The sequence below is a fragment of the Streptomyces sp. NPDC058674 genome (genome assembly GCF_042716505.1).
GTDB lineage: Bacteria > Actinomycetota > Actinomycetes > Streptomycetales > Streptomycetaceae > Streptomyces.
Genome location: NZ_JBHXSC010000017.1, coordinates 13,552 through 32,889 on the forward strand (window position 1 = coordinate 13,552; position 19,338 = coordinate 32,889).

18 protein-coding genes are annotated in these 19,338 nt (G+C 72.8%); 10 read left to right on the top strand and 8 right to left on the bottom strand.

Annotated elements, in window-relative coordinates:
• Positions 1 to 6 precede the first annotated feature (6 nt).
• Complete coding sequence (locus ACFWU6_RS11690; RefSeq protein WP_383980603.1) at positions 7 to 1,914, bottom strand: hypothetical protein; 1,908 nt, start codon at positions 1,912 to 1,914, stop codon at positions 7 to 9.
• 251 nt (positions 1,915 to 2,165) lie between these two features.
• On the opposite strand from ACFWU6_RS11690, the gene radA reads away from it, so the two are divergent.
• Both radA and disA read left to right on the top strand, forming a co-directional pair.
• Entirely contained in the window at positions 2,166 to 3,578 is a 1,413-nt protein-coding gene (gene radA / locus ACFWU6_RS11695) for a DNA repair protein RadA (protein ID WP_383980605.1), read from the top strand.
• A gap of 299 nt (positions 3,579 to 3,877) precedes the next feature.
• Positions 3,878 to 5,002 (top strand): DNA integrity scanning diadenylate cyclase DisA, encoded by a 1,125-nt coding sequence (gene disA / locus ACFWU6_RS11700; protein WP_383809764.1) that lies wholly within the window; start codon positions 3,878 to 3,880, stop codon positions 5,000 to 5,002.
• A gap of 81 nt (positions 5,003 to 5,083) precedes the next feature.
• Here disA and ACFWU6_RS11705 read toward each other — a convergent pair whose 3' ends face one another.
• On the bottom strand, positions 5,084 to 5,914 hold the full coding sequence (locus ACFWU6_RS11705) for a hypothetical protein (protein WP_383980607.1): 831 nt from the start codon (positions 5,912 to 5,914) through the stop codon (positions 5,084 to 5,086).
• A gap of 160 nt (positions 5,915 to 6,074) precedes the next feature.
• Between ACFWU6_RS11705 and ACFWU6_RS11710 the strand changes: the two genes are divergently transcribed.
• The 7 genes from ACFWU6_RS11710 to ACFWU6_RS11740 all read left to right on the top strand — a co-directional run bounded on the left by ACFWU6_RS11710 (position 6,075) and on the right by ACFWU6_RS11740 (position 12,784).
• Complete coding sequence (locus tag ACFWU6_RS11710; RefSeq protein WP_383809758.1) at positions 6,075 to 6,683, top strand: phosphatase PAP2 family protein; 609 nt, start codon at positions 6,075 to 6,077, stop codon at positions 6,681 to 6,683.
• Positions 6,684 to 6,712: 29 nt separating this feature from the next.
• Entirely contained in the window at positions 6,713 to 7,627 is a 915-nt protein-coding gene (locus ACFWU6_RS11715) for an A/G-specific adenine glycosylase (RefSeq protein WP_383809756.1), read from the top strand.
• Between the two features lie 194 nt (positions 7,628 to 7,821).
• Positions 7,822 to 8,382 carry a SigE family RNA polymerase sigma factor gene (locus ACFWU6_RS11720; protein ID WP_383809753.1) on the top strand — a complete coding sequence of 187 codons (561 nt, stop codon included), beginning with the start codon at positions 7,822 to 7,824 and terminating at the stop codon, positions 8,380 to 8,382.
• The gene (locus tag ACFWU6_RS11725; RefSeq protein WP_383809750.1) at positions 8,370 to 9,053 is read left to right on the top strand and encodes a hypothetical protein; all 684 of its coding nucleotides are present in this window, start codon (positions 8,370 to 8,372) and stop codon (positions 9,051 to 9,053) included. Before ACFWU6_RS11720 ends, ACFWU6_RS11725 begins: the two co-directional genes overlap by 13 nt.
• 88 nt (positions 9,054 to 9,141) lie before the next feature.
• Positions 9,142 to 9,855 (top strand): two-component system response regulator CseB, encoded by a 714-nt coding sequence (gene cseB / locus ACFWU6_RS11730; RefSeq protein ID WP_383809748.1) that lies wholly within the window; start codon positions 9,142 to 9,144, stop codon positions 9,853 to 9,855.
• A 12-nt stretch (positions 9,856 to 9,867) separates the two neighbouring features.
• A complete protein-coding gene (gene cseC, locus ACFWU6_RS11735) occupies positions 9,868 to 11,178 on the top strand; it encodes a two-component system sensor histidine kinase CseC (protein ID WP_383809746.1) in 1,311 nt (436 codons plus the stop codon).
• Between the two features lie 280 nt (positions 11,179 to 11,458).
• A complete protein-coding gene (locus ACFWU6_RS11740) occupies positions 11,459 to 12,784 on the top strand; it encodes a LamG domain-containing protein (RefSeq protein WP_383980609.1) in 1,326 nt (441 codons plus the stop codon).
• A gap of 58 nt (positions 12,785 to 12,842) precedes the next feature.
• On the opposite strand, the gene ACFWU6_RS11745 is transcribed toward ACFWU6_RS11740, so the two are convergent.
• Entirely contained in the window at positions 12,843 to 13,457 is a 615-nt protein-coding gene (locus ACFWU6_RS11745) for a M23 family metallopeptidase (RefSeq protein ID WP_383980611.1), read from the bottom strand.
• Between the two features lie 516 nt (positions 13,458 to 13,973).
• A complete protein-coding gene (locus ACFWU6_RS11750) occupies positions 13,974 to 16,499 on the bottom strand; it encodes an ATP-dependent Clp protease ATP-binding subunit (RefSeq protein ID WP_383798558.1) in 2,526 nt (841 codons plus the stop codon).
• A gap of 464 nt (positions 16,500 to 16,963) precedes the next feature.
• Between ACFWU6_RS11750 and ACFWU6_RS11755 the strand changes: the two genes are divergently transcribed.
• A complete protein-coding gene (locus ACFWU6_RS11755; protein ID WP_383798555.1) occupies positions 16,964 to 17,536 on the top strand; it encodes an SCO3374 family protein in 573 nt (190 codons plus the stop codon).
• Here the strand turns inward: ACFWU6_RS11755 and ACFWU6_RS11760 are convergent.
• From ACFWU6_RS11760 to ACFWU6_RS11775, 4 genes are all read right to left on the bottom strand, one after another.
• Positions 17,515 to 17,853, bottom strand: a complete 339-nt coding sequence (locus ACFWU6_RS11760; protein WP_383798552.1) for an Lsr2 family protein — start codon at positions 17,851 to 17,853, stop codon at positions 17,515 to 17,517. The genes ACFWU6_RS11755 and ACFWU6_RS11760 overlap by 22 nt on opposite strands.
• Positions 17,854 to 18,018: 165 nt before the next feature.
• On the bottom strand, positions 18,019 to 18,549 hold the full coding sequence (locus tag ACFWU6_RS11765; protein WP_383798549.1) for an amino-acid N-acetyltransferase: 531 nt from the start codon (positions 18,547 to 18,549) through the stop codon (positions 18,019 to 18,021).
• A gap of 11 nt (positions 18,550 to 18,560) precedes the next feature.
• A complete protein-coding gene (locus ACFWU6_RS11770) occupies positions 18,561 to 19,025 on the bottom strand; it encodes a BlaI/MecI/CopY family transcriptional regulator (protein ID WP_383798546.1) in 465 nt (154 codons plus the stop codon).
• Positions 19,026 to 19,167: 142 nt separating this feature from the next.
• A complete protein-coding gene (locus ACFWU6_RS11775) occupies positions 19,168 to 19,335 on the bottom strand; it encodes a hypothetical protein (RefSeq protein ID WP_383798543.1) in 168 nt (55 codons plus the stop codon).
• Positions 19,336 to 19,338 lie beyond the last annotated feature (3 nt).

Consider the following 19,338-nt stretch of genomic DNA (forward strand, 5'->3'; position numbering starts at 1 on the left):
GCGCTCTCAGGACCCGGTCGGCGCCGTGGTGTCGGCCGGGGACGGGGCAGCCGTCCCTCCCGGCCCCTGCGTCGGCTCCGGCTCCGGGGTGGGAGTGGGTGACGGCGGCGGGATCGTCGGTTCCGTCGGCGCGGGCGTCGGCGTCGGGGTGGCCGGCGGCGGCGTCGGATCGGCGGACGGGGGCGGCGGGCTCGCGGGCGCCGTCGGATCGGGATCGGCCGGTACCGGGCGGCCGCGGCCCCGGATGGAGACCACGGCGCCGCCCGGGTCCACGCCGACCCGGGCCGTCCAGGCACCGAAGGGCTGCGCGGAGGAGTCCACGGTGATCCGCAGGGTGACCGATTCTCCTGGGGCCAGCGTGCCCGCGGTCCGGCTCGCGCGCAGCCAGGGGGCATCGGACCAGAGCTGCCAGTCCACCGGCCCGCCGCCGGACGCGGTGAGGGTGAGCAAGGTGGTGGAGCCGCGGGAGTACGCGTCCACGGCGAGCCGGCCGGGAGCGCCGGGGCGGTCCGCGCCGGGGGCGGCCGGGGGCCCCGTGCTGATCACCTCGACGAGGACGTCCGGGTCGGCGCTGCCCGCGGCGAAACCGGGGCCGCCGCTGGTGGTGGCGGCGTTGCCGGCGTTCTCGTAGGCGGTGAGCGGGATGCCCTCGGGGCCCAGTGGCGGCAGCTCGGACCCGCTCGCGGAGATGCGGGTGGAATCGCCGCCGGCCGGTTCCCCGGTGCTGGGCGCGCCGCGGTACGCCGCCCACAGGGCCAGCACCGGCGCCGCCACGACGGTGGCGACCACGGTGGTGGTCACCGCGCGGGTGCGCATCCGCTCGCGCCGGGCGGCGCGGTCCTTGGGGTCCATCGGGAAGCCCGTGCGGTCGAAGCGCGGGCCGGGGCCGCCGCCCCGGCGGCGGCGGCCGGAGCGGAGCATCGCGGCGTGGACGGCGGTGCGCGGGGCGGGGACGAGCGGGAGCGCGGCGGTGGCGATGCCGCCGGAGCCGGGCCAGGGGTCGCCCGCGCCGACGCGTTCGGCGACCCGGCGGCAGCGCGGGCAGTCGTCGACGTGGCGGACGAGCTCGGCGCGCAGGGTGGTGGACAGCAGGACCTGGCCGTCCCCGGTGAGCCGGGAGACGCCGGGGCAGCCGGCGCTCTCCACGACGGCGAGGGCGGTCCGGGTGCGTTCGACCTCACAGGCGGCCCCGGACAGCAGCTCCCGGGCGGCGGCGGGGGGCGTGCCGAGGACGGCGGCGAGTTCGGGGACGCCCAGGCGGTGACGGACCGCGAGTTCGAGGGCCTCGCGCTGCTCGGGCGTGGTCCCGGCGGCCTCGGGCCAGGCGAGCCGGGCCAGTTCGGTGCGGCGGTACGCGCTCACGTCGAGGACGCGCCGGCCGTCCGGGAGCCGCTCCCCGTCCGCGAGTCGCTCCCCGTCCGGGAGTCGCTCCCCGTCCGGGACGGGGCGTCCGTCACCCGGCGCGTGGCCGCCACCGCGGTGCTCCGGCGCGCGCCGGGCGCAGTGCGCTCCCTGGCGGATGCGCCGCTGCTCGCCGAGACGGCGCAGGCAGCCCCAGCGGGCGAGGGCGTACAGCCAGGCCCGCCGGTCGCCCTCGTCCGGGCAGCGGCCCGGGTGCCGCTCGGCGACCGCGAGGACGTCGCCCAGCACGTCGGTGGCGGTGTCGTGGTCGCACAGCACCGACAGGCAGTACGTGAACAGGCCGTCGAGGTAGGGCTCGTGCCGGAAGGGGGGCGGCTGCGGCGGCTGCTCCGCGGCGGAGCCGGCAGTGCGGTCGTCGGAGTCCGTGGCACCGCCCGGGCTCCCGGACGCCCCGGCGGTGCCGAGGTCCCCGGCTCCCTCTGGAGGCGTGCGCCCGTGCGCCCGGTGTGCGCCGGTGCGCGGTGAGGGGTGTGCCTGGTTGCTGCTGTTCACGTCGCGACCGTAGGCGGCGCACGGCCGGTGCCCCGGAAGCCTTCACCGGTTTTAGCCCTTACGGGTGAACAGATCGGCGGTGCGCTGACGGAGGTCCTGACGCCTGCGCCGCGGGGTCCGGCGGGCGGGCGGTGGCGGGGGCGCCGGCCGGCCGCCGCCGAAGGGGGAGGCCGCTGCCGCGGGGGCCCCCGGGCGCGGGCGGGCGGGACCGCGGCCCGGGGCTGTCGGTGGCGGCGGCTACGGTGGGGCGCATGGCTGCCCGCACCGCTCGTTCATCCGCCAAGGACCGGCCGTCCTACCGCTGTACCGAGTGCGGCTGGACCACCGCGAAGTGGCTCGGACGGTGTCCCGAGTGCCAGGCGTGGGGCACCGTCGAGGAGATGGGCGCGCCCGCCGTACGGACCACCGCCGCCGGCCGGGTCTCCACGGCCGCGGTGCCGATCGCGCAGGTCGACGGCCGGACGGCCGCCGCGCGGAGCACCGGCGTGGACGAGCTGGACCGCGTCCTCGGCGGCGGGCTCGTGCCCGGCGCCGTGGTGCTGCTCGCCGGCGAGCCCGGCGTAGGGAAGTCGACGCTGCTGCTGGACGTGGCGGCGAAGGCCGCCAGCGGCGACCACCGCACCCTGTACGTCACCGGTGAGGAGAGCGCGAGCCAGGTGCGGCTGCGGGCCGACCGGATCCACGCGCTCAGCGACCACCTCTACCTGGCCGCCGAGACGGACCTGTCGGCGGTGCTCGGCCACCTCGACGCCGTGAAGCCCTCCCTCCTCGTCCTGGACTCCGTGCAGACCGTCGCCTCCCCCGAGATCGACGGGGCGCCCGGCGGCATGGCCCAGGTGCGCGAGGTGGCCGGAGCGCTGATCCGGGCCTCCAAGGAGCGGGGCATGTCCACCCTCCTCGTCGGCCACGTGACCAAGGACGGGGCCATCGCCGGCCCCCGCCTGCTCGAACACCTCGTGGACGTGGTGCTGAGCTTCGAGGGCGACCGGCACGCCCGGCTGCGGCTCGTGCGCGGCATCAAGAACCGGTACGGGGCCACCGACGAGGTGGGCTGCTTCGAGCTGCACGACGAGGGGATCACCGGGCTCGCCGACCCGAGCGGGCTGTTCCTGACCCGCCGCGCCGAGGCCGTGCCGGGCACCTGTCTGACCGTGACCCTGGAGGGCAAGCGCCCGCTGGTCGCCGAGGTGCAGGCGCTGACCGTCGACTCGCAGATCCCCTCCCCGCGGCGCACCACCTCGGGCCTGGAGACCTCGCGGGTGTCGATGATGCTGGCGGTGCTGGAGCAGCGCGGCCGGATCACCGCGCTCGGCAAGCGCGACATCTACTCCGCCACCGTGGGCGGGGTGAAACTGACCGAGCCCGCGGCCGACCTGGCGATCGCGCTGGCCCTCGCCTCGGCCGCCAGCGACGTGCCGCTCCCGAAGAACCTCGTCGCCATCGGGGAGGTCGGCCTGGCCGGCGAGGTGCGGCGGGTGACGGGCGTGCAGCGCCGGCTCGCCGAGGCCCACCGGCTCGGCTTCACGCACGCCCTGGTGCCGGCCGATCCGGGGAAGGTCCCGGCCGGCATGAAGGTCATCGAGGTGGCCGACATGGGGGACGCGCTGCGGGTGCTGCCGCGCGGGCGGTCCCGTACGCCGGCCAAGGAGCGGGCCGCCGAGTAGCGGCGGGGCCGCGCGTGGCGGAGGGAGCCGCCGAGCACCGGCCGTCCCCCCGGACACCGGCCGTCCCCCCAGCACCGGCCGGGCCCCGCCGCGGGTCCCCGCGCGCCGCCGAGCGGTAGCGCGCAGTCCGCTTCGGCGGGGCGGTTGCCCTGGTCAGAGGACGTGCCGGAGGGTCCGCGCAGACCTCCCGAAGGGCGTACCTGACCAAGCCACGGCGGGGCCGCAGCGCGCGCCGGTAGACTTTGTGCTGGTCCGCCCGGCTGTACGCAGGCGGCGCAACCCGCGACCGGAGGAGTGCAGTGGCAGCCAAGGACGGGGCAGCAGCATCCGGGAAGTCGGTCGCGAGCTCCAAGGCGGAGGCCATGATGCGTGCCTCGCTGAGCGCGGTCGCACCTGGTCAGCCCCTGCGTGACGGGCTGGAACGGATCGTCCGCGGCAACACCGGCGGGCTCATCGTCCTCGGCATGGACAAGAGCGTCGAGGCGATGTGCACCGGCGGCTTCGTGCTGGACGTGGAGTTCACCGCCACCCGGCTGCGCGAGCTGTGCAAGCTCGACGGCGCCCTCATCCTCGACAAGGACATCACCAAGATCCTGCGGGCCGGCGTGCAGCTGGTCCCGGACGCGTCGATCCACACGGAGGAGACGGGCACCCGCCACCGCACGGCCGACCGGGTCTCGAAGCAGTGCGGGTTCCCCGTCGTGTCGGTGTCCCAGTCGATGCGGCTGATCGCGCTGTATGTGGACGGGGAGCGGCGGGTCCTGGAGGAGTCCGGCGCGATCCTGTCGCGGGCGAACCAGGCGCTGGCCACGCTGGAGCGGTACAAGCTGCGCCTCGACGAGGTCGCCGGGACGCTGTCGGCCCTGGAGATCGAGGACCTGGTCACGGTCCGTGACGTGACGGCGGTCGCCCAGCGGCTCGAAATGGTGCGGCGGATCGCGACGGAGATCGCCGAGTACGTGGTCGAACTGGGCACGGACGGGCGGCTGCTCTCCCTCCAGCTGGACGAGCTGACGGTCGGGATCGAGCAGGAGCGGGAGCTGGTCATCCGGGACTACGTGCCGGAGCCGACGGCGAAGCGTTCCCGCACGGTGGACGAGGCGCTGCCTGCGCTGGACGCGCTGACCCACCCGGAGCTGCTGGAACTGGCGATCGTGGCGAAGGCCTTGGGGTACACCGGGTCACCGGAGACGCTGGACTCGGCGGTGTCCCCGCGCGGCTACCGGCTGCTGGCGAAGGTGCCGAGGCTGCCGGGGGCCATCATCGAGCGGCTGGTGGAGCACTTCGGCGGGCTGCAGAAGCTGCTCGCCGCCAGCGTGGACGACCTCCAGACGGTGGACGGGGTGGGCGAGGCGCGGGCGCGCAGCGTCCGCGAGGGCCTGTCCCGTCTTGCCGAATCGTCCATCCTGGAACGCTACGTCTAGGTCGCCCGGACCGCCGCCGCGCACGCCCGGCCCCCTGCCGCGCCGGCCCGGACCGCGCCCGGACCGGCGGGGCCGGGCCGGTCAGTCCTGCTTCAGGACGAACGAGGTGTTGGCCACCGGCATCCCGGGTGCCTTGAGCTCCACCACGTAGGTGTCCGCGGCGGCGCTGCCCGCCGGGGGCGTCTGGCACTGGTTCGGGGCGCTGAACCTGCGGTCCCATTCCAGGGATTGCTTCGTCTCGCCCTGCGCGGGGATGCGGAAGAAGACGTTGCCGGCGCCCGGCGGGCAGTCCGCCGAGGACCAGACCGCCTTGCTGTCGCGCCCCTGAAGGATGGTCAGGACCGCCTGCCTGGGGCCGAGATCGACCTTGCAGGTGGTTCCGGAGACGTTGCGGGCGATCAGTTCGAGACGCGGCTTCTCGTTCGCCTCGTACTCGTTCTTCACGCTCTTCACCTCCCACTGGAGCGCCCCGGCCGCGCAGGTGGGCAGCGCGGAGTCCGCCGGGACCTGCGCCGGACCGCCGCCGCTGCCGCCGCTGCCGCCGCTGCCGCCTGCTCCCGCGGCGCCCGCGCCGGAGCTGCCCGCGGCGCCGGCCGTCCCGCCCGGTTCGCCGTTCTTGCCGGTGCCGGAGGAACCGCCGCCGTCGGACCCGGTCGTGCCGCCGCCGCCCGACTCCGCCCGGCCGCCCGGGGCCTGACTGATCGCCGGCCCGGTGCCCGAGGGGCCCGGGGTGATCGTGATCGTGCCGGGGCGGCCCTGGCCCTTTCCGTTCGTACTCGACCGTTCCCCGCCGGAGCTGACGGCCCATACGGCGAGAATCGCGAGGAGCGCGGCAACGGACGCCAGCACGGCCCTCCGTCGCCAGTAGATGGAGGAGGGGAGCGGCCCGACCGGATTGCGCAGAGATCCCACGGACGGAACTTTACGAGAGTCCGCGCTCCGATCAGCGCCCCCCATGCCGTGTGACGGGCTTGTTTTGCCGATGATCAGCCTGCGGGACCCCTCGGGAGCGCCGAGAATCGGCCAAGGGTGTGACATGGAGGGCCATTTCCGTTCAGTACTGTCGGTGACCATGGACAGCTCCGGCCTCTACCGCGACATCACCGACTTCGCCCACTCCACGCCCCCGTGGGTCCAGTCGTCCTTCGAGGTCTGGACGGAGTACGGACTCCTCTTCTTCGGCCTGCTCTTCACGGCCGTCTGGTGGCGCTCGCGCGGCCGCCGCAGCCCGCGCGCAGTAGCCCTCGCCGTCCTCGCGCCGCCGGCCACCGCCGTCGCGTACGTCGTCTCCGAGTCCCTGAAGTCCGTCGTGGACGAGGAGCGGCCGTGCCGCGCCGTCGTGGGGGCCGCGCCCTCCCTCCTCCCGTGCCCGCCCGTCGGGGACTGGTCCTTCCCCAGCAACCACGCGGCGATAGCCGGCGGCGCCGCCGTCGCGCTCGCCCTGGCCGTGCGGGGGCTCGCGCTGCTGGCGGTGCCGCTCGCGCTGCTGATGGCCTTCTCCCGCGTCTACGTCGGCGTGCACTACCCGCACGACGTGGCCGTCGGCCTGCTGCTGGGCGGCGCGGTGGCCGCGCTCGTCGTCCTCGCCCTGACCGGTCCGATCAGTAGGATCACGGCGGCCATGCGGGCGAGCGGCGTCCGCGCCGCTGTCTGGTTCACCGGTCCGGGCCCGGCACGGTAGCGGGGAAACGTGTCAGGATGCCGTCTGCCATGACTGCATCCCCCCCTTCCCTCCCCGAGTCCCCCGCCGTCTCCCACGCGCTGCACGAACCCGTGATCGCGTGGTTCGACGAGCACGCCCGCGACCTGCCCTGGCGCCGCCCCGAGGCCGGCCCCTGGGGGGTCATGGTCAGCGAGTTCATGCTCCAGCAGACCCCCGTCAGCCGGGTCCTGCCGGTCTACGAGCAGTGGCTCGCCCGCTGGCCCCGGCCCGCCGACCTGGCCGCCGACGCCCCCGGAGAGGCCGTACGGGCCTGGGGGCGGCTCGGCTACCCCCGCCGCGCCCTGCGGCTGCACGGCGCGGCCCTGGCGATAACGGAACGCCACGGCGGCGACGTACCGCGGGACCACGCCCAGCTCCTCGCGCTGCCCGGGATCGGGGAGTACACGGCGGCGGCCGTCGCCTCCTTCGCGTACGGGCAGCGGCACGCCGTACTGGACACCAACGTCCGGCGGGTCTTCGCGCGCACCGCCACCGGAGTCGAGTACCCGCCGAACGCCACCACCGCGGCCGAACGTCGCCTGGCCCGGGCCCTGCTGCCGCAGGACGAGGAGACCGCGGCCCGCTGGGCTGCCGCCTCGATGGAGCTCGGCGCGCTGGTGTGCACCGCAAAGAGCCCGGAGTGCGGGCGCTGCCCGGTGGCCGGGCTGTGCGCGTGGCGGCTGGCCGGCAAGCCCGCGCACGACGGGCCGCCGCGGCGCGGGCAGACGTACGCGGGGACGGACCGGCAGGTCCGGGGCAGGCTCCTCGCGGTGCTCCGGGAGGCGGTGGGGGCCGTTCCGCAGGCGGTGCTCGACACCGTCTGGGACGAGCCGGTGCAGCGCGCCCGCGCCCTGGACGGCCTGGTCTCCGACGGCCTCGTGGAACCGCTCGCGGGTGGCTTCTACCGGCTCCCGCTCACCTGACCGGCACCGGCCCGGAGCTGACTCTCAGATTCCGCTTCGGGCCGGGAAACCCCAGCTCACGCGGGCTGTTACACAACCTATGGGTGTCCGTGCGCCCACCGAAGGCTGGCCCGCACAGCCCCGTGACAACCCCTCCGTACCTTCGAGTCCGTAAGCCGGTGTTGAGCGGTGGGACGGAACGGAGGCGGTCTGAGATGGCGCACGGCGAGGTACTCGAATTCGAAGAGTACGTACGCACCCGGCAGGACGCCCTGCTGCGCAGTGCCCGGCGCCTGGTCCCGGACCCCACGGACGCCCAGGACCTCCTCCAGACGGCCCTCGTCCGCACCTACGGCCGCTGGGACGGCATCGCCGACAAGTCCCTGGCCGACGCCTACCTCCGCCGCGTCATGATCAACACCCGTACCGAGTGGTGGCGCGCCCGCAAGCTCGAAGAGGTCCCCACCGAGCAGCTCCCCGACGCCTCGGTCGAGGACGGCTCCGACCAGCGCGCCGACCGCGCCCTGCTGATGGACATCCTCACGGTGCTCGCGCCCAAGCAGCGCAGCGTGGTCGTGCTGCGACACTGGGAGCAGATGAGCACCGAGGAGACGGCCGCGGCGCTCGGAATGTCGGCGGGAACCGTGAAGAGCACCCTGCACCGCGCACTGGCCCGCCTCCGGCAGGAGTTGGAGAGCCGGGACCTGGACATGCGCGCACTGGAACGCGGCGACCACACCATCCGGTACGAGGGGCGTGAGCGGTGCGCGGCCTGAACGGCCAAGGTCTGAGCAGTGGGAGTTCGCTGGTGCTGATGTCGGCGGGGATGGTCGTCCTCGTCGGCACCGCCGTGTTCGCGGTCGGCTGCGCCACCGGCGGAACCGGGCTGCGCGACGGCGGTCCCGCCCGGACCGACACCGCGGCCAAGACCGCCCCGGCCGCGCCCACGGCCGCCCCCTCGGCCTCCACGGCCGTCTCCGGCAGCCCGGCCGTGAAGGTGGACCCGGTGGCGCTGCTGATGGCCGACCCGAAGGTCGGCCGGGAGACCAAGCGCGACCTGAAGCCCTGCACGGGCAAGGAGTACCCCGTCGACGTGAGCTACGGGCGGGTGACCGGGAGTCCCGCCGTGGACATCGTCGTCAATGTGCTGTCCTGTGCGGACGCCCTGGGCCGCGGCTCCTTCGTGTACCGCGCGGACGGCGGGAAGTACGAGAATGTGTTCTCGGACGAGCAGCCGCCCGTCTACGCGGTGATCGACCGGGGCGACCTGGTGGTCACGAAGCAGGTCTACGAGAAGAGCGACGCGCTCGCCTACCCGTCGGGCGAGGACGTGATCACGTACCGCTGGGACGGGGAGAAGTTCGTGGAGCACGACCGGGTCCACTCGGAGTACAGCAACGTGGACGACGGGGGCCAGCCCGCTCCGGTGTCCACTCCGAGGAACTGACGCGCCGGACCCCCGGCCCGCCCCCGGCCAACCGACCACCCGACCACCGCAGAACGCGTACAGAGAAGAACCGAGGCGAGGCTCCCGCATGGCCGAGACCCATGTCCTGTTCGTCGAGGACGACGACGTGATCCGTGAGGCCACGACCCTGGCGCTGGAACGCGACGGGTTCGTGGTCACCGCCATGCCCGACGGCCTCTCCGGCCTGGAGTCCTTCCGGGCCGACCGCCCCGACATCGCCCTGCTCGACGTGATGGTCCCCGGCATGGACGGCGTGAGCCTGTGCCGCCGCATCCGCGACGAGTCCACCGTCCCCGTGATCATGCTGTCGGCGCGCGCCGACTCCATCGACGTGGTGCTGGGCCTGGAGGCGGGCGCCGACGACTACGTCACCAAGCCCTTCGACGGCTCCGTGCTGGTCGCCCGGATCCGCGCCGTGCTGCGCCGCTTCGGCCACGCCGGCGGTCCGCAGAACGGCGGGGCGGGACAGTCCGGCGAGGACCCGGCCGGGGAGCGCGGGGTGCTCTCCTTCGGAGACCTGGAGGTGGACACCGAGGGCATGGAGGTCCGCAGGGCAGGAGCCGCGGTGGCGCTGACGCCGACCGAGATGCGGCTGCTGCTGGAGTTCTCCTCCGCACCCGGCACGGTGCTGTCGCGCGACCGCCTGCTGGAGCGGGTCTGGGACTACGACTGGGGCGGCGACACCCGCGTGGTCGACGTCCACGTACAGCGGCTGCGGACCAAGATCGGCCAGGACCGGATCGAAACGGTCCGGGGCTTCGGATACAAGCTGAAGGCCTGAGGCGCCCGGGGCATGAGGCGCTTCACCCTCCGCACGGGAATCCGCTGGAAGATCACCCTCGCCATCGCCGCCGTCGGCGCCCTCACCGTGCTCGCGCTGAGCCTGGTGGTGCACAGTGCTGCCCGGGTGTCGATGCTGGAGAGCGCCCGCGAGACGCAGCTGGACCGGGTGCAGTTCATGGCCCGCGTCGCCGAGGCCGGGCGCAAGCCGCCGATGGGCGCCAAGCTCAACGACCCGGAGCTGCCCGCCGAGCTGCGCGAGAAGGCGCGCTCCGGGCGGCGCGGCACGTACGTCCAGGAGACGCACAAGGGCGCCCCCGAGGTGTGGGCGGCGGTGCCGCTGGGGAACGGGCAGGTGCTGTCGCTGCACACCCAGTTCCGGGAGAGCGCCAACATGGTGCGGGATCTGGACCGCGCCCTGGTCGTCGGCTCGCTCGGCGTCGTGAGCGCCGGGGCCGCCCTCGGCGTGCTCATCGGCGGTCAGATCTCCCGCCGGCTGCGCAAGGCCGCGGCCGCCGCGCAGCGGGTGGCGCACGGGGACCCGGGGGTGCGGGTGCGCGACGCGGTCGGGGGCGTCGTGCGCGACGAGACGGACGACCTCGCGCGGGCCGTGGACGCCATGGCGGACGCCCTCCAGCAGCGGCTGGAGGCCGAACGGCGGGTGACGGCGGACATCGCGCACGAGCTGCGGACCCCGGTGACGGGCCTGCTGACGGCGGCGGAGCTACTGCCCCCGGGACGGCCGACCGAGCTGGTGCGCGACCGGGCGCAGGCGATGCGGGCGCTGGTGGAGGACGTGCTGGAGGTGGCCCGGCTGGACAGCGCGTCCGAGCGGGCCGAGCTCCAGGACGTGGCGCTGGGCGAGTTCGTGAGCCGGCGGGTGCGGGCGCTGATGCCGGAGGCGACGGTACGGGTCGTGGCGGACGAGGTCGTCAGCACCGACCCGCGGCGGCTGGAGCGAATCCTGGGGAACCTGCTGGCCAACGCGGCCCGCTACGGCCGCCCGCCGGTCCAGGTGGACGTCGAGGGGCGGGTCGTCCGGGTCCGCGACCACGGGCCCGGCTTCCCCGAGGCGCTGCTGCGCGAGGGGCCGAGCCGCTTCCGGACCGGGTCCACGGACCGTGCGGGCGTGGGGCACGGGCTGGGGCTGACGATCGCGGAGGGGCAGGCGCGGGTGCTGGGCGCCCGGCTGACCTTCCGCAACGTGGCCGCTCCGGGAGGCTCCGACCGCGAGGGGGCGGCGGCGGGCGCGGTGGCGGTGCTCTGGCTGCCGGAGCACGCGCCGACGGCGACGGGCAGCTTCCCCGTGGTCCGGCTCCCCTGAGGGTTGTCCTGGTGGGTCGGCGCACGGCGTCGGATGCGGTGCATCGCGAGGCGCAGGGATGCCCCCGTACTGGGCGCATCCGGGCGTTCCGACAACGCCGCGGGGTGCCGTAGCCGGCGTCGTGGGCCCGACGGGAATGACGGGACGGCCCGTGGGAATGCGGCCGGGAGGGTCCGGCGACCCGACGGGCCTGCCAGGTCACCGCTCCGGAGGCGCCGGATCGGCACCGGATCGGCACCGGGCCGCACGTCCGGCGGGGGCGTGACCTAGCATCCGTGGCATGACCGACGGTACGAATCCCCCGAGCAACCCGCAGCCCGAGCAGCCCGCCCCGGGGAGCGGCGGCTACGGGTTCCCGCCGGGACCGCCCGCGGCGGGCGGCGGCTACGGCTATCCGCCCGGCCGGCCCGTGCGGCCCGAGCCCGAGGGGTTCGGCCCCCCGGCCGGAGCGCCGCCGGCCCCCGGCGGGGGCTACGGCTACCCGGCGGGGCAGGGGGAGCCGAACCCGTACCAGCAGGACCCGGGTCAGGCCCCGGTCCTGCCGAATCCGTACCAGCCGGACCCGGGCGGGGCGCCGGTCCAGCCGAACCCCTACCAGCAGGGCGGCTACCAGCAGTTCCCGGGCGGGACCCCGGGCGGCCCGGGCGAGCCGTGGCCGCCGGCCGGGGCGGCGCAGCCGGCGCCGTTCGTGCCCCGGCAGTCGGGACAGCCGGACTGGGAGGCGCTGGCCGACCGCTCGGCGGCGGAGCGGCGCAGGAAGCGGATCTGGGCGGTGGGCGGCGCGGTGACCGCGCTGCTGCTGCTCGCCGGCGGCGGAACGTTTCTGCTGCTCGGTGGCGACGACGGGGGCGAGGAGGTCGCGCAGGAGGGCCCGGTGGTGACCGCGTCCGTCTCCCCCGAGCCGAGCGGCTCCAAGAGCAAGGCCCCGGTCGACAAGTCCCCGACGGTGGCCAGCGACCCGTCCCTGATCCGGGACCACGGCGGCAAGGCGCACCTGAAGATGAGCGCCGAAGCCGGCGTCTTCGCGATCGACAAGCACTACGAGCTGCGGACCAAGGGCAACGAGAAGTCGTACGCCGAGTCCGAGAAGCGCATCGTGGACACGTCCAAGAGCTTCACCGTCTCGGCCCGCATCTGGAACCGCTCCCCGAAGGGCCGCCAGATAGCCGTCAGCCAGGGCAACGACAGGACCTTCGCCTTCGAGCTGGGCTCGGACGAGGTCAACGGGAAGCCCGCCTGGATCTTCCGGGTGCAGACGGGCGAGCAGGGCGCGGACTCCACCGCCCAGACCGTCGTCGCCGAGGGTCTCAAGATGGAGAAGACCATGACGACGCTGACGGGGACCTACGACGACGCCAAGAAGACGATCACCCTGTACGTGAACGGCAAGAAGAGGTCCGAGGCGCAGGTCACGGGCGTCTTCAGCGCCCCGGGCCCGCTCCAGCTGGGCCGGTCCCGCCACGAGGGCAACTGGACCGGCGCCTGGAACGGCGCCATGGACAGCCTGCGCACCTTCGGAGCGGAGCTGTCGCCGACCCAGGTCGACGCCGTCCGTCAGAACAAGCTGTCCTCGGTCAAGCCGACCGGCTCCTGGCTGCTGTTCTGATCCCCGCGGCCGGGGCCGCGGGTGGGACCCCGGACGGGACCCCGGACGCGCACGTCCGTCAGAGGCTGACGCCGGCCTTGCGCAGGAAGGCGATCGGGTTGACGGCCGAGCCGTAGTTCGGGGTGGTGCGGATCTCGAAGTGCAGGTGCGGGCCGCTGGAGTTCCCGGTGTTGCCGGACAGGGCGATCTGCTTGTCCTTGGAGACCTTCTGGCCGATCTTGACCTGGATGCGCGAGAGGTGCGCGTACTGGGAGTACGTGTTGTTCGCGTGCCTGATCACGATGGCGTTGCCGTAGGCCGGGCCGTCGCCGCCGCCGTTGGGGCCGGCCTTCACGACGGTGCCGGCGCCGACCGACTGGACCGGGGTGCCGACGGGGACGGCGAAGTCCTGGCCGGAGTGCTTGTGGGACCACATGCTGCCGCCCCGGCCGAAGGTGGCGGACAGCGTGTACTTCTCGACCGGCTTGTCCCACACGCCCTTCTTCGCAGCGGAGACGGCCTTGGCCTGGGCGGCAGCCTGCTGGGAGACCAGCTCGGCGGTACCGGCGAGGGCCGTCTGCGTGGTGTCGGCGAACGCGGCGGTCGTACCGGCCCCGAGGGCCAGCACCGCACCGAGGGTGGTTACGCCGACGGCAATACGGGTATGACGGGTAAAGACGCGCTTCGCGGACATGAAGAAGACCTCCGGGGCCGGGAACAGGACGGGTCACGCCCTCTTCGGGCATGAGATGACCCGGCACGATCAAGCACGTGCCGGGCTCGCTCCACCTTGGTAACCCGAGCCCCCGGAGTTCCCCAAACACCCCCGTTACTACCGGGGGTCGTAGCCGCGCCCGGGCAGTCCGGCCTGTTGACCGCCCCCATCCTGGGGGTTTTGTCGGCTTCGAGGGTCCATTTGATCTACGAATGTGCCTAGTACGTCCGATTTGTTCTGTGCGGCTTGTCACCGGCCCGGTGCCGTCGCCGGACCGCTCCGGGACCCTCGCCGTGCCACCTCGCGCCGTGCCGGACGCGGCGCTCCGGACAACCCCCGTGACACCCCCGGGGCGCTCCGCCGCCCTCCCCTGTCCTCCCGGCGCCCTCCCGGCGCCCTCCCGGCATTCGAGCGGAGACGGAAAAGGGGCGGCCCCGGGACTCTGGAGAGTCCCGGGGCCGCCCCTTCTGTACGGCTGCCGCTACGCGGCGGCGGTCACGCGCCCTTCGACAGGTCCGGGCCGGAGCCCGTGGCCTCGATCGGGGGGAGGTCCGGCAGAGCTGTCTTCTCCTCGCCGCGGAAGGTGAACTTGGCGTCCTCGCCCTCACCCTCCTTGCCGACGACCACGATCTGACCGGGGCGCAGCTCGCCGAAGAGGATCTTCTCCGAGAGCAGGTCCTCGATCTCGCGCTGGATGGTCCGGCGCAGCGGGCGGGCGCCCATGATCGGGTCGTAGCCGCGCTTGGCGAGCAGGAGCTTCGCGTCGCCGCTCAGCTCGATGCCCATGTCGCGGTCCTTGAGGCGCTCGTCGACCTTGGCGATCATGAGGTCGACGATCTGGATGATGTCTTCCTCGGTGAGCTGGTGGAAGACGACCGTGTCGTCGACACGGTTGAGGAACTCGGGCCGGAAGTGCTGCTTGAGCTCTTCGTTGACCTTCGCCTTCATCCGGTCGTAGCCGGTCTTCGTGTCGCCCTGGGCCGCGAAGCCCAGGTTGAAGCCCTTCGAGATGTCCCGCGTACCCAGGTTGGTCGTCATGATGATGACCGTGTTCTTGAAGTCCACGACCCGGCCCTGGGAGTCGGTCAGACGACCGTCCTCCAGGATCTGGAGAAGGGAATTGAAGATATCCGGGTGGGCCTTCTCGACCTCGTCGAAGAGGACGACGGAGAACGGCTTGCGGCGCACCTTCTCGGTGAGCTGGCCGCCCTCTTCGTACCCCACGTAGCCGGGGGGCGAACCGAAGAGGCGGGAAACCGTGTGCTTCTCGCTGAACTCCGACATGTCGAGGGAGATCAGCGCGTCCTCGTCGCCGAAGAGGAATTCGGCGAGCGTCTTGGAGAGCTCGGTCTTACCGACACCGGACGGGCCGGCGAAGATGAAGGAGCCACCCGGGCGCTTCGGGTCCTTCAGACCCGCACGGGTACGCCGGATCGCCTGGGAGAGCGCCTTGATGGCGTCCTTCTGGCCGATGACCCGACGGTGCAGCTCGTCCTCCATGCGGAGCAGTCGCGAGGACTCCTCCTCGGTGAGCTTGAAGACGGGAATGCCGGTCGCGGTCGCGAGGACTTCGGCGATGAGCTCGCCGTCGACCTCGGCGACGACGTCCATGTCGCCGGCCTTCCATTCCTTCTCGCGCTTGGTCTTCGCCGCCAGCAGCTGCTTCTCCTTGTCGCGGAGGGACGCTGCCTTCTCGAAGTCCTGGGAGTCGATGGCCGACTCCTTGTCGCGGCGCACGCCCGCGATCTTCTCGTCGAACTCGCGGAGGTCCGGCGGCGCGGTCATCCGGCGGATGCGCATCCGGGAGCCGGCCTCGTCGATCAGGTCGATCGCCTTGTCCGGGAGGAAGCGGTCCGAGATGTACCGGTCCGCCAGCGTCGCCGCCTGGACGAGGGCCTCGTCCGTGATGGAGACGCGGTGGTGGGCCTCGTAGCGGTCCCGCAGGCCCTTGAGGATCTCGATCGTGTGGGGGAGGGAAGGCTCCGCCACCTGGATCGGCTGGAAGCGGCGCTCGAGGGCCGCGTCCTTCTCGAGGTGCTTGCGGTACTCGTCGAGAGTCGTGGCACCGATGGTCTGGAGCTCACCACGGGCCAGCATGGGCTTGAGAATGCTCGCGGCGTCGATCGCGCCCTCGGCGGCGCCCGCACCCACGAGGGTGTGGAGCTCGTCGATGAACAGGATGATGTCGCCGCGGGTGCGGATCTCCTTGAGCACCTTCTTCAGGCGCTCCTCGAAGTCACCGCGGTAGCGGGAACCGGCGACCAGGGCTCCGAGGTCAAGCGTGTAGAGGTGCTTGTCCTTGAGGGTCTCGGGGACCTCGCCCTTGACGATCGCCTGTGCCAGGCCCTCGACGACGGCGGTCTTGCCGACGCCGGGCTCGCCGATGAGGACCGGGTTGTTCTTGGTCCGGCGGGACAGCACCTGCATGACCCGCTCGATCTCCTTCTCGCGCCCGATGACCGGGTCGAGCTTGGATTCGCGAGCGGCCTGCGTGAGGTTGCGGCCGAACTGGTCCAGGACGAGCGAGGTCGAGGGCGTGCCCTCGGCCGGGCCGCCGGCCGTGGCCGACTCCTTGCCGCCCCCGGTGTAGCCGGAGAGCAGCTGGATGACCTGCTGCCTGACTCGGTTGAGATCGGCGCCCAGCTTCACGAGGACCTGGGCGGCGACGCCCTCGCCCTCGCGGATCAGGCCGAGCAGGATGTGCTCGGTGCCGATGTAGTTGTGGCCGAGCTGGAGGGCCTCTCGGAGCGAAAGCTCCAGGACCTTCTTCGCCCGCGGGGTGAAGGGGATGTGGCCGGAAGGGGCCTGCTGCCCCTGTCCGATGATCTCCTCAACCTGCTGGCGAACAGCCTCGAGCGAAATCCCGAGGCTCTCCAGGGCCTTAGCGGCGACACCCTCACCCTCGTGGATCAAGCCCAGGAGGATGTGCTCGGTGCCGATGTAGTTGTGGTTGAGCATCCGGGCTTCTTCCTGAGCCAGGACGACAACCCGCCGCGCGCGGTCGGTGAACCTCTCGAACATCGTTTATCGCTCCTCAGAGCGGTCGGGCAGTTCGGGGTCGGTCCCCGCCCTGTCCTTCCGCATGCTAGTCCCGCAGGGCGGGACAGCTCATTCCAACTGCCGACATCCGTCCGCGGCTCACCCCCACGTCGGTGAGGAAAACCGGCTTGAACAGCCGACAACTGCTCCAACCCGATAGTGGGAGACGATGTTCCCGCAGGCCAGACAGATACCCGTCACGCGTGTACGCCGATGGCGAACGGGAGCCGTACAAATCAGCGTGTCGCCCCGATCCACTAGGAATGTCTTACCCGTGGGGACCGGCACTCCATGCCGGAACCACCGGCTCCCTCAGCTAAGGGCGAACAGGGTTGCGTCCCGAATGTGGGACGGCACCCCGCCGATCTCTACGTTCCGCATCGACCCGCGTGCGGTGCGTCACACCTGCCCGTAACCCCCCGGGCGGTTCCGGAGTTGCTCCCGGCATGGCCGTCAGCACCCCGAGCGTCCCCCCGCCCCGCGTCCCGCCCGAAGGGGACGCGTACGCCTCCTGGTACGAGCGGGTGCTCGGCTGGACCGTCGTCGCCGGGCCGCCCGCCCGGCTCGTCACCGGAGTCCGGTTCGACGTGCTGGAGCTGCCGACCGGTGCGGGGACGGCGCTGCTGCGCAGGCCGGTCGCGACCGGTCCGGTGGCGGTCGTGGGACGCCGGATGTGCTTCCTGGTGGCGGCGGGCAGCGCGGACGAGCTGGAGGGGCTGCTCGACTGGCTGGACTGGGGCGGGGTCGCCCTGGATCTCGCCGCCCTGGGTGCGGGTGGCGGGATCACCGCCCCGGCGCCACCGGGACTGCCCCCGGGTGAAGGCCCCCGGGAGGCCGCCGTGTGGCTGCGACCCCCCGAGAAGGGGTGTGAGGCGCTGCTGCCGTCCCTGCCCGCTCCCGGGCAGGGCGCGGGGTCCGGACCCGATCTCGTACGCCTGGTCGCGGCGGCGGCGACGGAATGCCACCGGGCGCGCCTGCGGCGTACGACTCGGTCCCGTCAGCCCTTGGCCTTCTCGTAGGCCTCGCGGATATCGGCCGGAACGCGGCCGCGGTCGTTCACGTTGAAGCCGTTCTCCTTGGCCCACGCGCGGATCTCGGCGGTGTCCGGGTTGCCGGTCGTCGCGGAAGCGCGGCCCTTGGCGCGGGCGGCGGTGGCACGGCCACCGGTGCGGCGGCCGCCCTTGGTGTACGGGTCGAGCAGACCGCGGAGCTTTTCAGCGTTGGCGGTGGTGAGGTCGATCTCGTAGGTCTTGCCATCCAGAGCGAACGTCACCGTCTCGTCCGCCTCGCCACCGTCGAGGTCGTCGACAAGAAGGACCTGAACCTTCTGTGCCACCGGGATTTCCTTTCATCGAAAAGCAGTACGCGGAAAGGAAACCGCTTTTGCCAGGAAAACACAAACCCCCGGCGAGAGGTTCGAGACCGCAACAGGGCGGGAAACGTACGCGATTCGGACATAGGCCACGGGCGCGCGGAGCTCCGGAAAAGCCGCCGTGATCGTTCAGAGGTGCAGAAGCATCCGACTGTTGCCCAAGGTGTTCGGCTTCACCCGTTCGAGACCGAGGAACTCGGCGACGCCCTCGTCATAGGAACGCAGGAGCTCGATGTACACATCGGTGTCGACGGGGGTCTCGCCGATCTCGACGAAGCCGTGCTTGGCGAAGAAGTCCACTTCGAAGGTCAGGCAGAAAACCCGGCTGACCCCGAGCGCTCGGGCGGTCTCCAACAACTGCGCCAGCACCCGATGGCCCACGCCGGAGCCCTTCAACTCGCGGTCGACGGCGAGAGTGCGCACTTCCGCGAGGTCTTCCCACATCACGTGGAGAGCGCCGCAGCCGACCACCCGGTGGTCCGAACCGCGTTCCGCGACCCAGAACTCCTGGATGTCCTCGTAAAGGACGACCGGGGCTTTGTCGAGCAGGATCCGCTGCTGCACGTACTGGTCCAGCAGGCGGCGCAGCGCGGGAACATCACCGGTGCGGGCACGGCGGATCGTGACTGTTTCTGCGGGTGCGGCGGAAAACTCTCCCATGCGACCGGACGTTATCGCCCCGGCTCCGCCGGGCGCTCGGCGGCGCCCCCTTCGCCTTCGCCCGCTTCTTCCCCGCCCGCGGCCGGCGGGACGGCCCCGGCTTCGGCCGCGTCGTCACCGGGCTGGACGATCCGCACGGCGTCCCGGAGTGCCTCGCGCTGTTCCGCCGACATCATGCCGAAGAAGGCGACGAGGGCGGCCGCGGGGTTGTCGCTCGTCGCCCAGGCTTCGTTCATCAGCGCGGCCGAGTAGGCGGGGCGGGTGGAGACCGCGGTATAGCGATAGGCGCGGCCTTCGGCTTCCCTGCGGACCCAGCCCTTCTGATGGAGATTGTCCATAACGGTCATGACCGTGGTGTACGCGATGGACCGTTCCTGCTGGAGGTCCTCCAGTACTTCCCGAACGGTGACCGGGCGGTTCCACTGCCACACCCGCGTCATGACGGCGTCTTCGAGTTCTCCCAGGGGGCGAGGCACAACAGCACGATAGTGCGGTTTGTGCGGAATTGCCCGACTATTCGCCCGGTCGCGCGCAACAAAAACGGGCGCACGGCCTCCGCGGCCGTACGCCCGTCGCGCCGCCGAACGGCCGCGGTGCTGCTCCTGGGGCTGCCCGGGGCTACTTCTGGGGCTGCCGGGCGGCCTCGGCCCGGGCGATCACGGCGTCGACCGCCGCGTCCTCCTTGGCCTTGTTGGCGCCGCCCTGGGTCTTCACGATCGTCACGACGAGAGCGATGAAGAACGCGGCCATCACGACGGGGGGCACGAGCGCGGAGACGTAGTCCATGCC

Bases quoted from the DNA above. Each gene is read 5' to 3' on its own strand.
- radA (WP_383980605.1), top strand. From the start codon at position 2,166: ATGGCTGCCCGCACCGCTCGTTCATCCGCCAAGGACCGGCCGTCCTAC.
- ACFWU6_RS11775 (WP_383798543.1), bottom strand. From the start codon at position 19,335: ATGGACTACGTCTCCGCGCTCGTGCCCCCCGTCGTGATGGCCGCGTTC.
- cseC (WP_383809746.1), top strand. From the start codon at position 9,868: ATGAGGCGCTTCACCCTCCGCACGGGAATCCGCTGGAAGATCACCCTC.
- ACFWU6_RS11720 (WP_383809753.1), top strand. From the start codon at position 7,822: ATGGCGCACGGCGAGGTACTCGAATTCGAAGAGTACGTACGCACCCGG.
- ACFWU6_RS11755 (WP_383798555.1), top strand. From the start codon at position 16,964: ATGGCCGTCAGCACCCCGAGCGTCCCCCCGCCCCGCGTCCCGCCCGAA.
- ACFWU6_RS11750 (WP_383798558.1), bottom strand. From the start codon at position 16,499: ATGTTCGAGAGGTTCACCGACCGCGCGCGGCGGGTTGTCGTCCTGGCT.
- ACFWU6_RS11765 (WP_383798549.1), bottom strand. From the start codon at position 18,549: ATGGGAGAGTTTTCCGCCGCACCCGCAGAAACAGTCACGATCCGCCGT.
- ACFWU6_RS11745 (WP_383980611.1), bottom strand. From the start codon at position 13,457: ATGTCCGCGAAGCGCGTCTTTACCCGTCATACCCGTATTGCCGTCGGC.
- cseB (WP_383809748.1), top strand. From the start codon at position 9,142: ATGGCCGAGACCCATGTCCTGTTCGTCGAGGACGACGACGTGATCCGT.
- ACFWU6_RS11710 (WP_383809758.1), top strand. From the start codon at position 6,075: ATGGACAGCTCCGGCCTCTACCGCGACATCACCGACTTCGCCCACTCC.
- ACFWU6_RS11715 (WP_383809756.1), top strand. From the start codon at position 6,713: ATGACTGCATCCCCCCCTTCCCTCCCCGAGTCCCCCGCCGTCTCCCAC.
- ACFWU6_RS11740 (WP_383980609.1), top strand. From the start codon at position 11,459: ATGACCGACGGTACGAATCCCCCGAGCAACCCGCAGCCCGAGCAGCCC.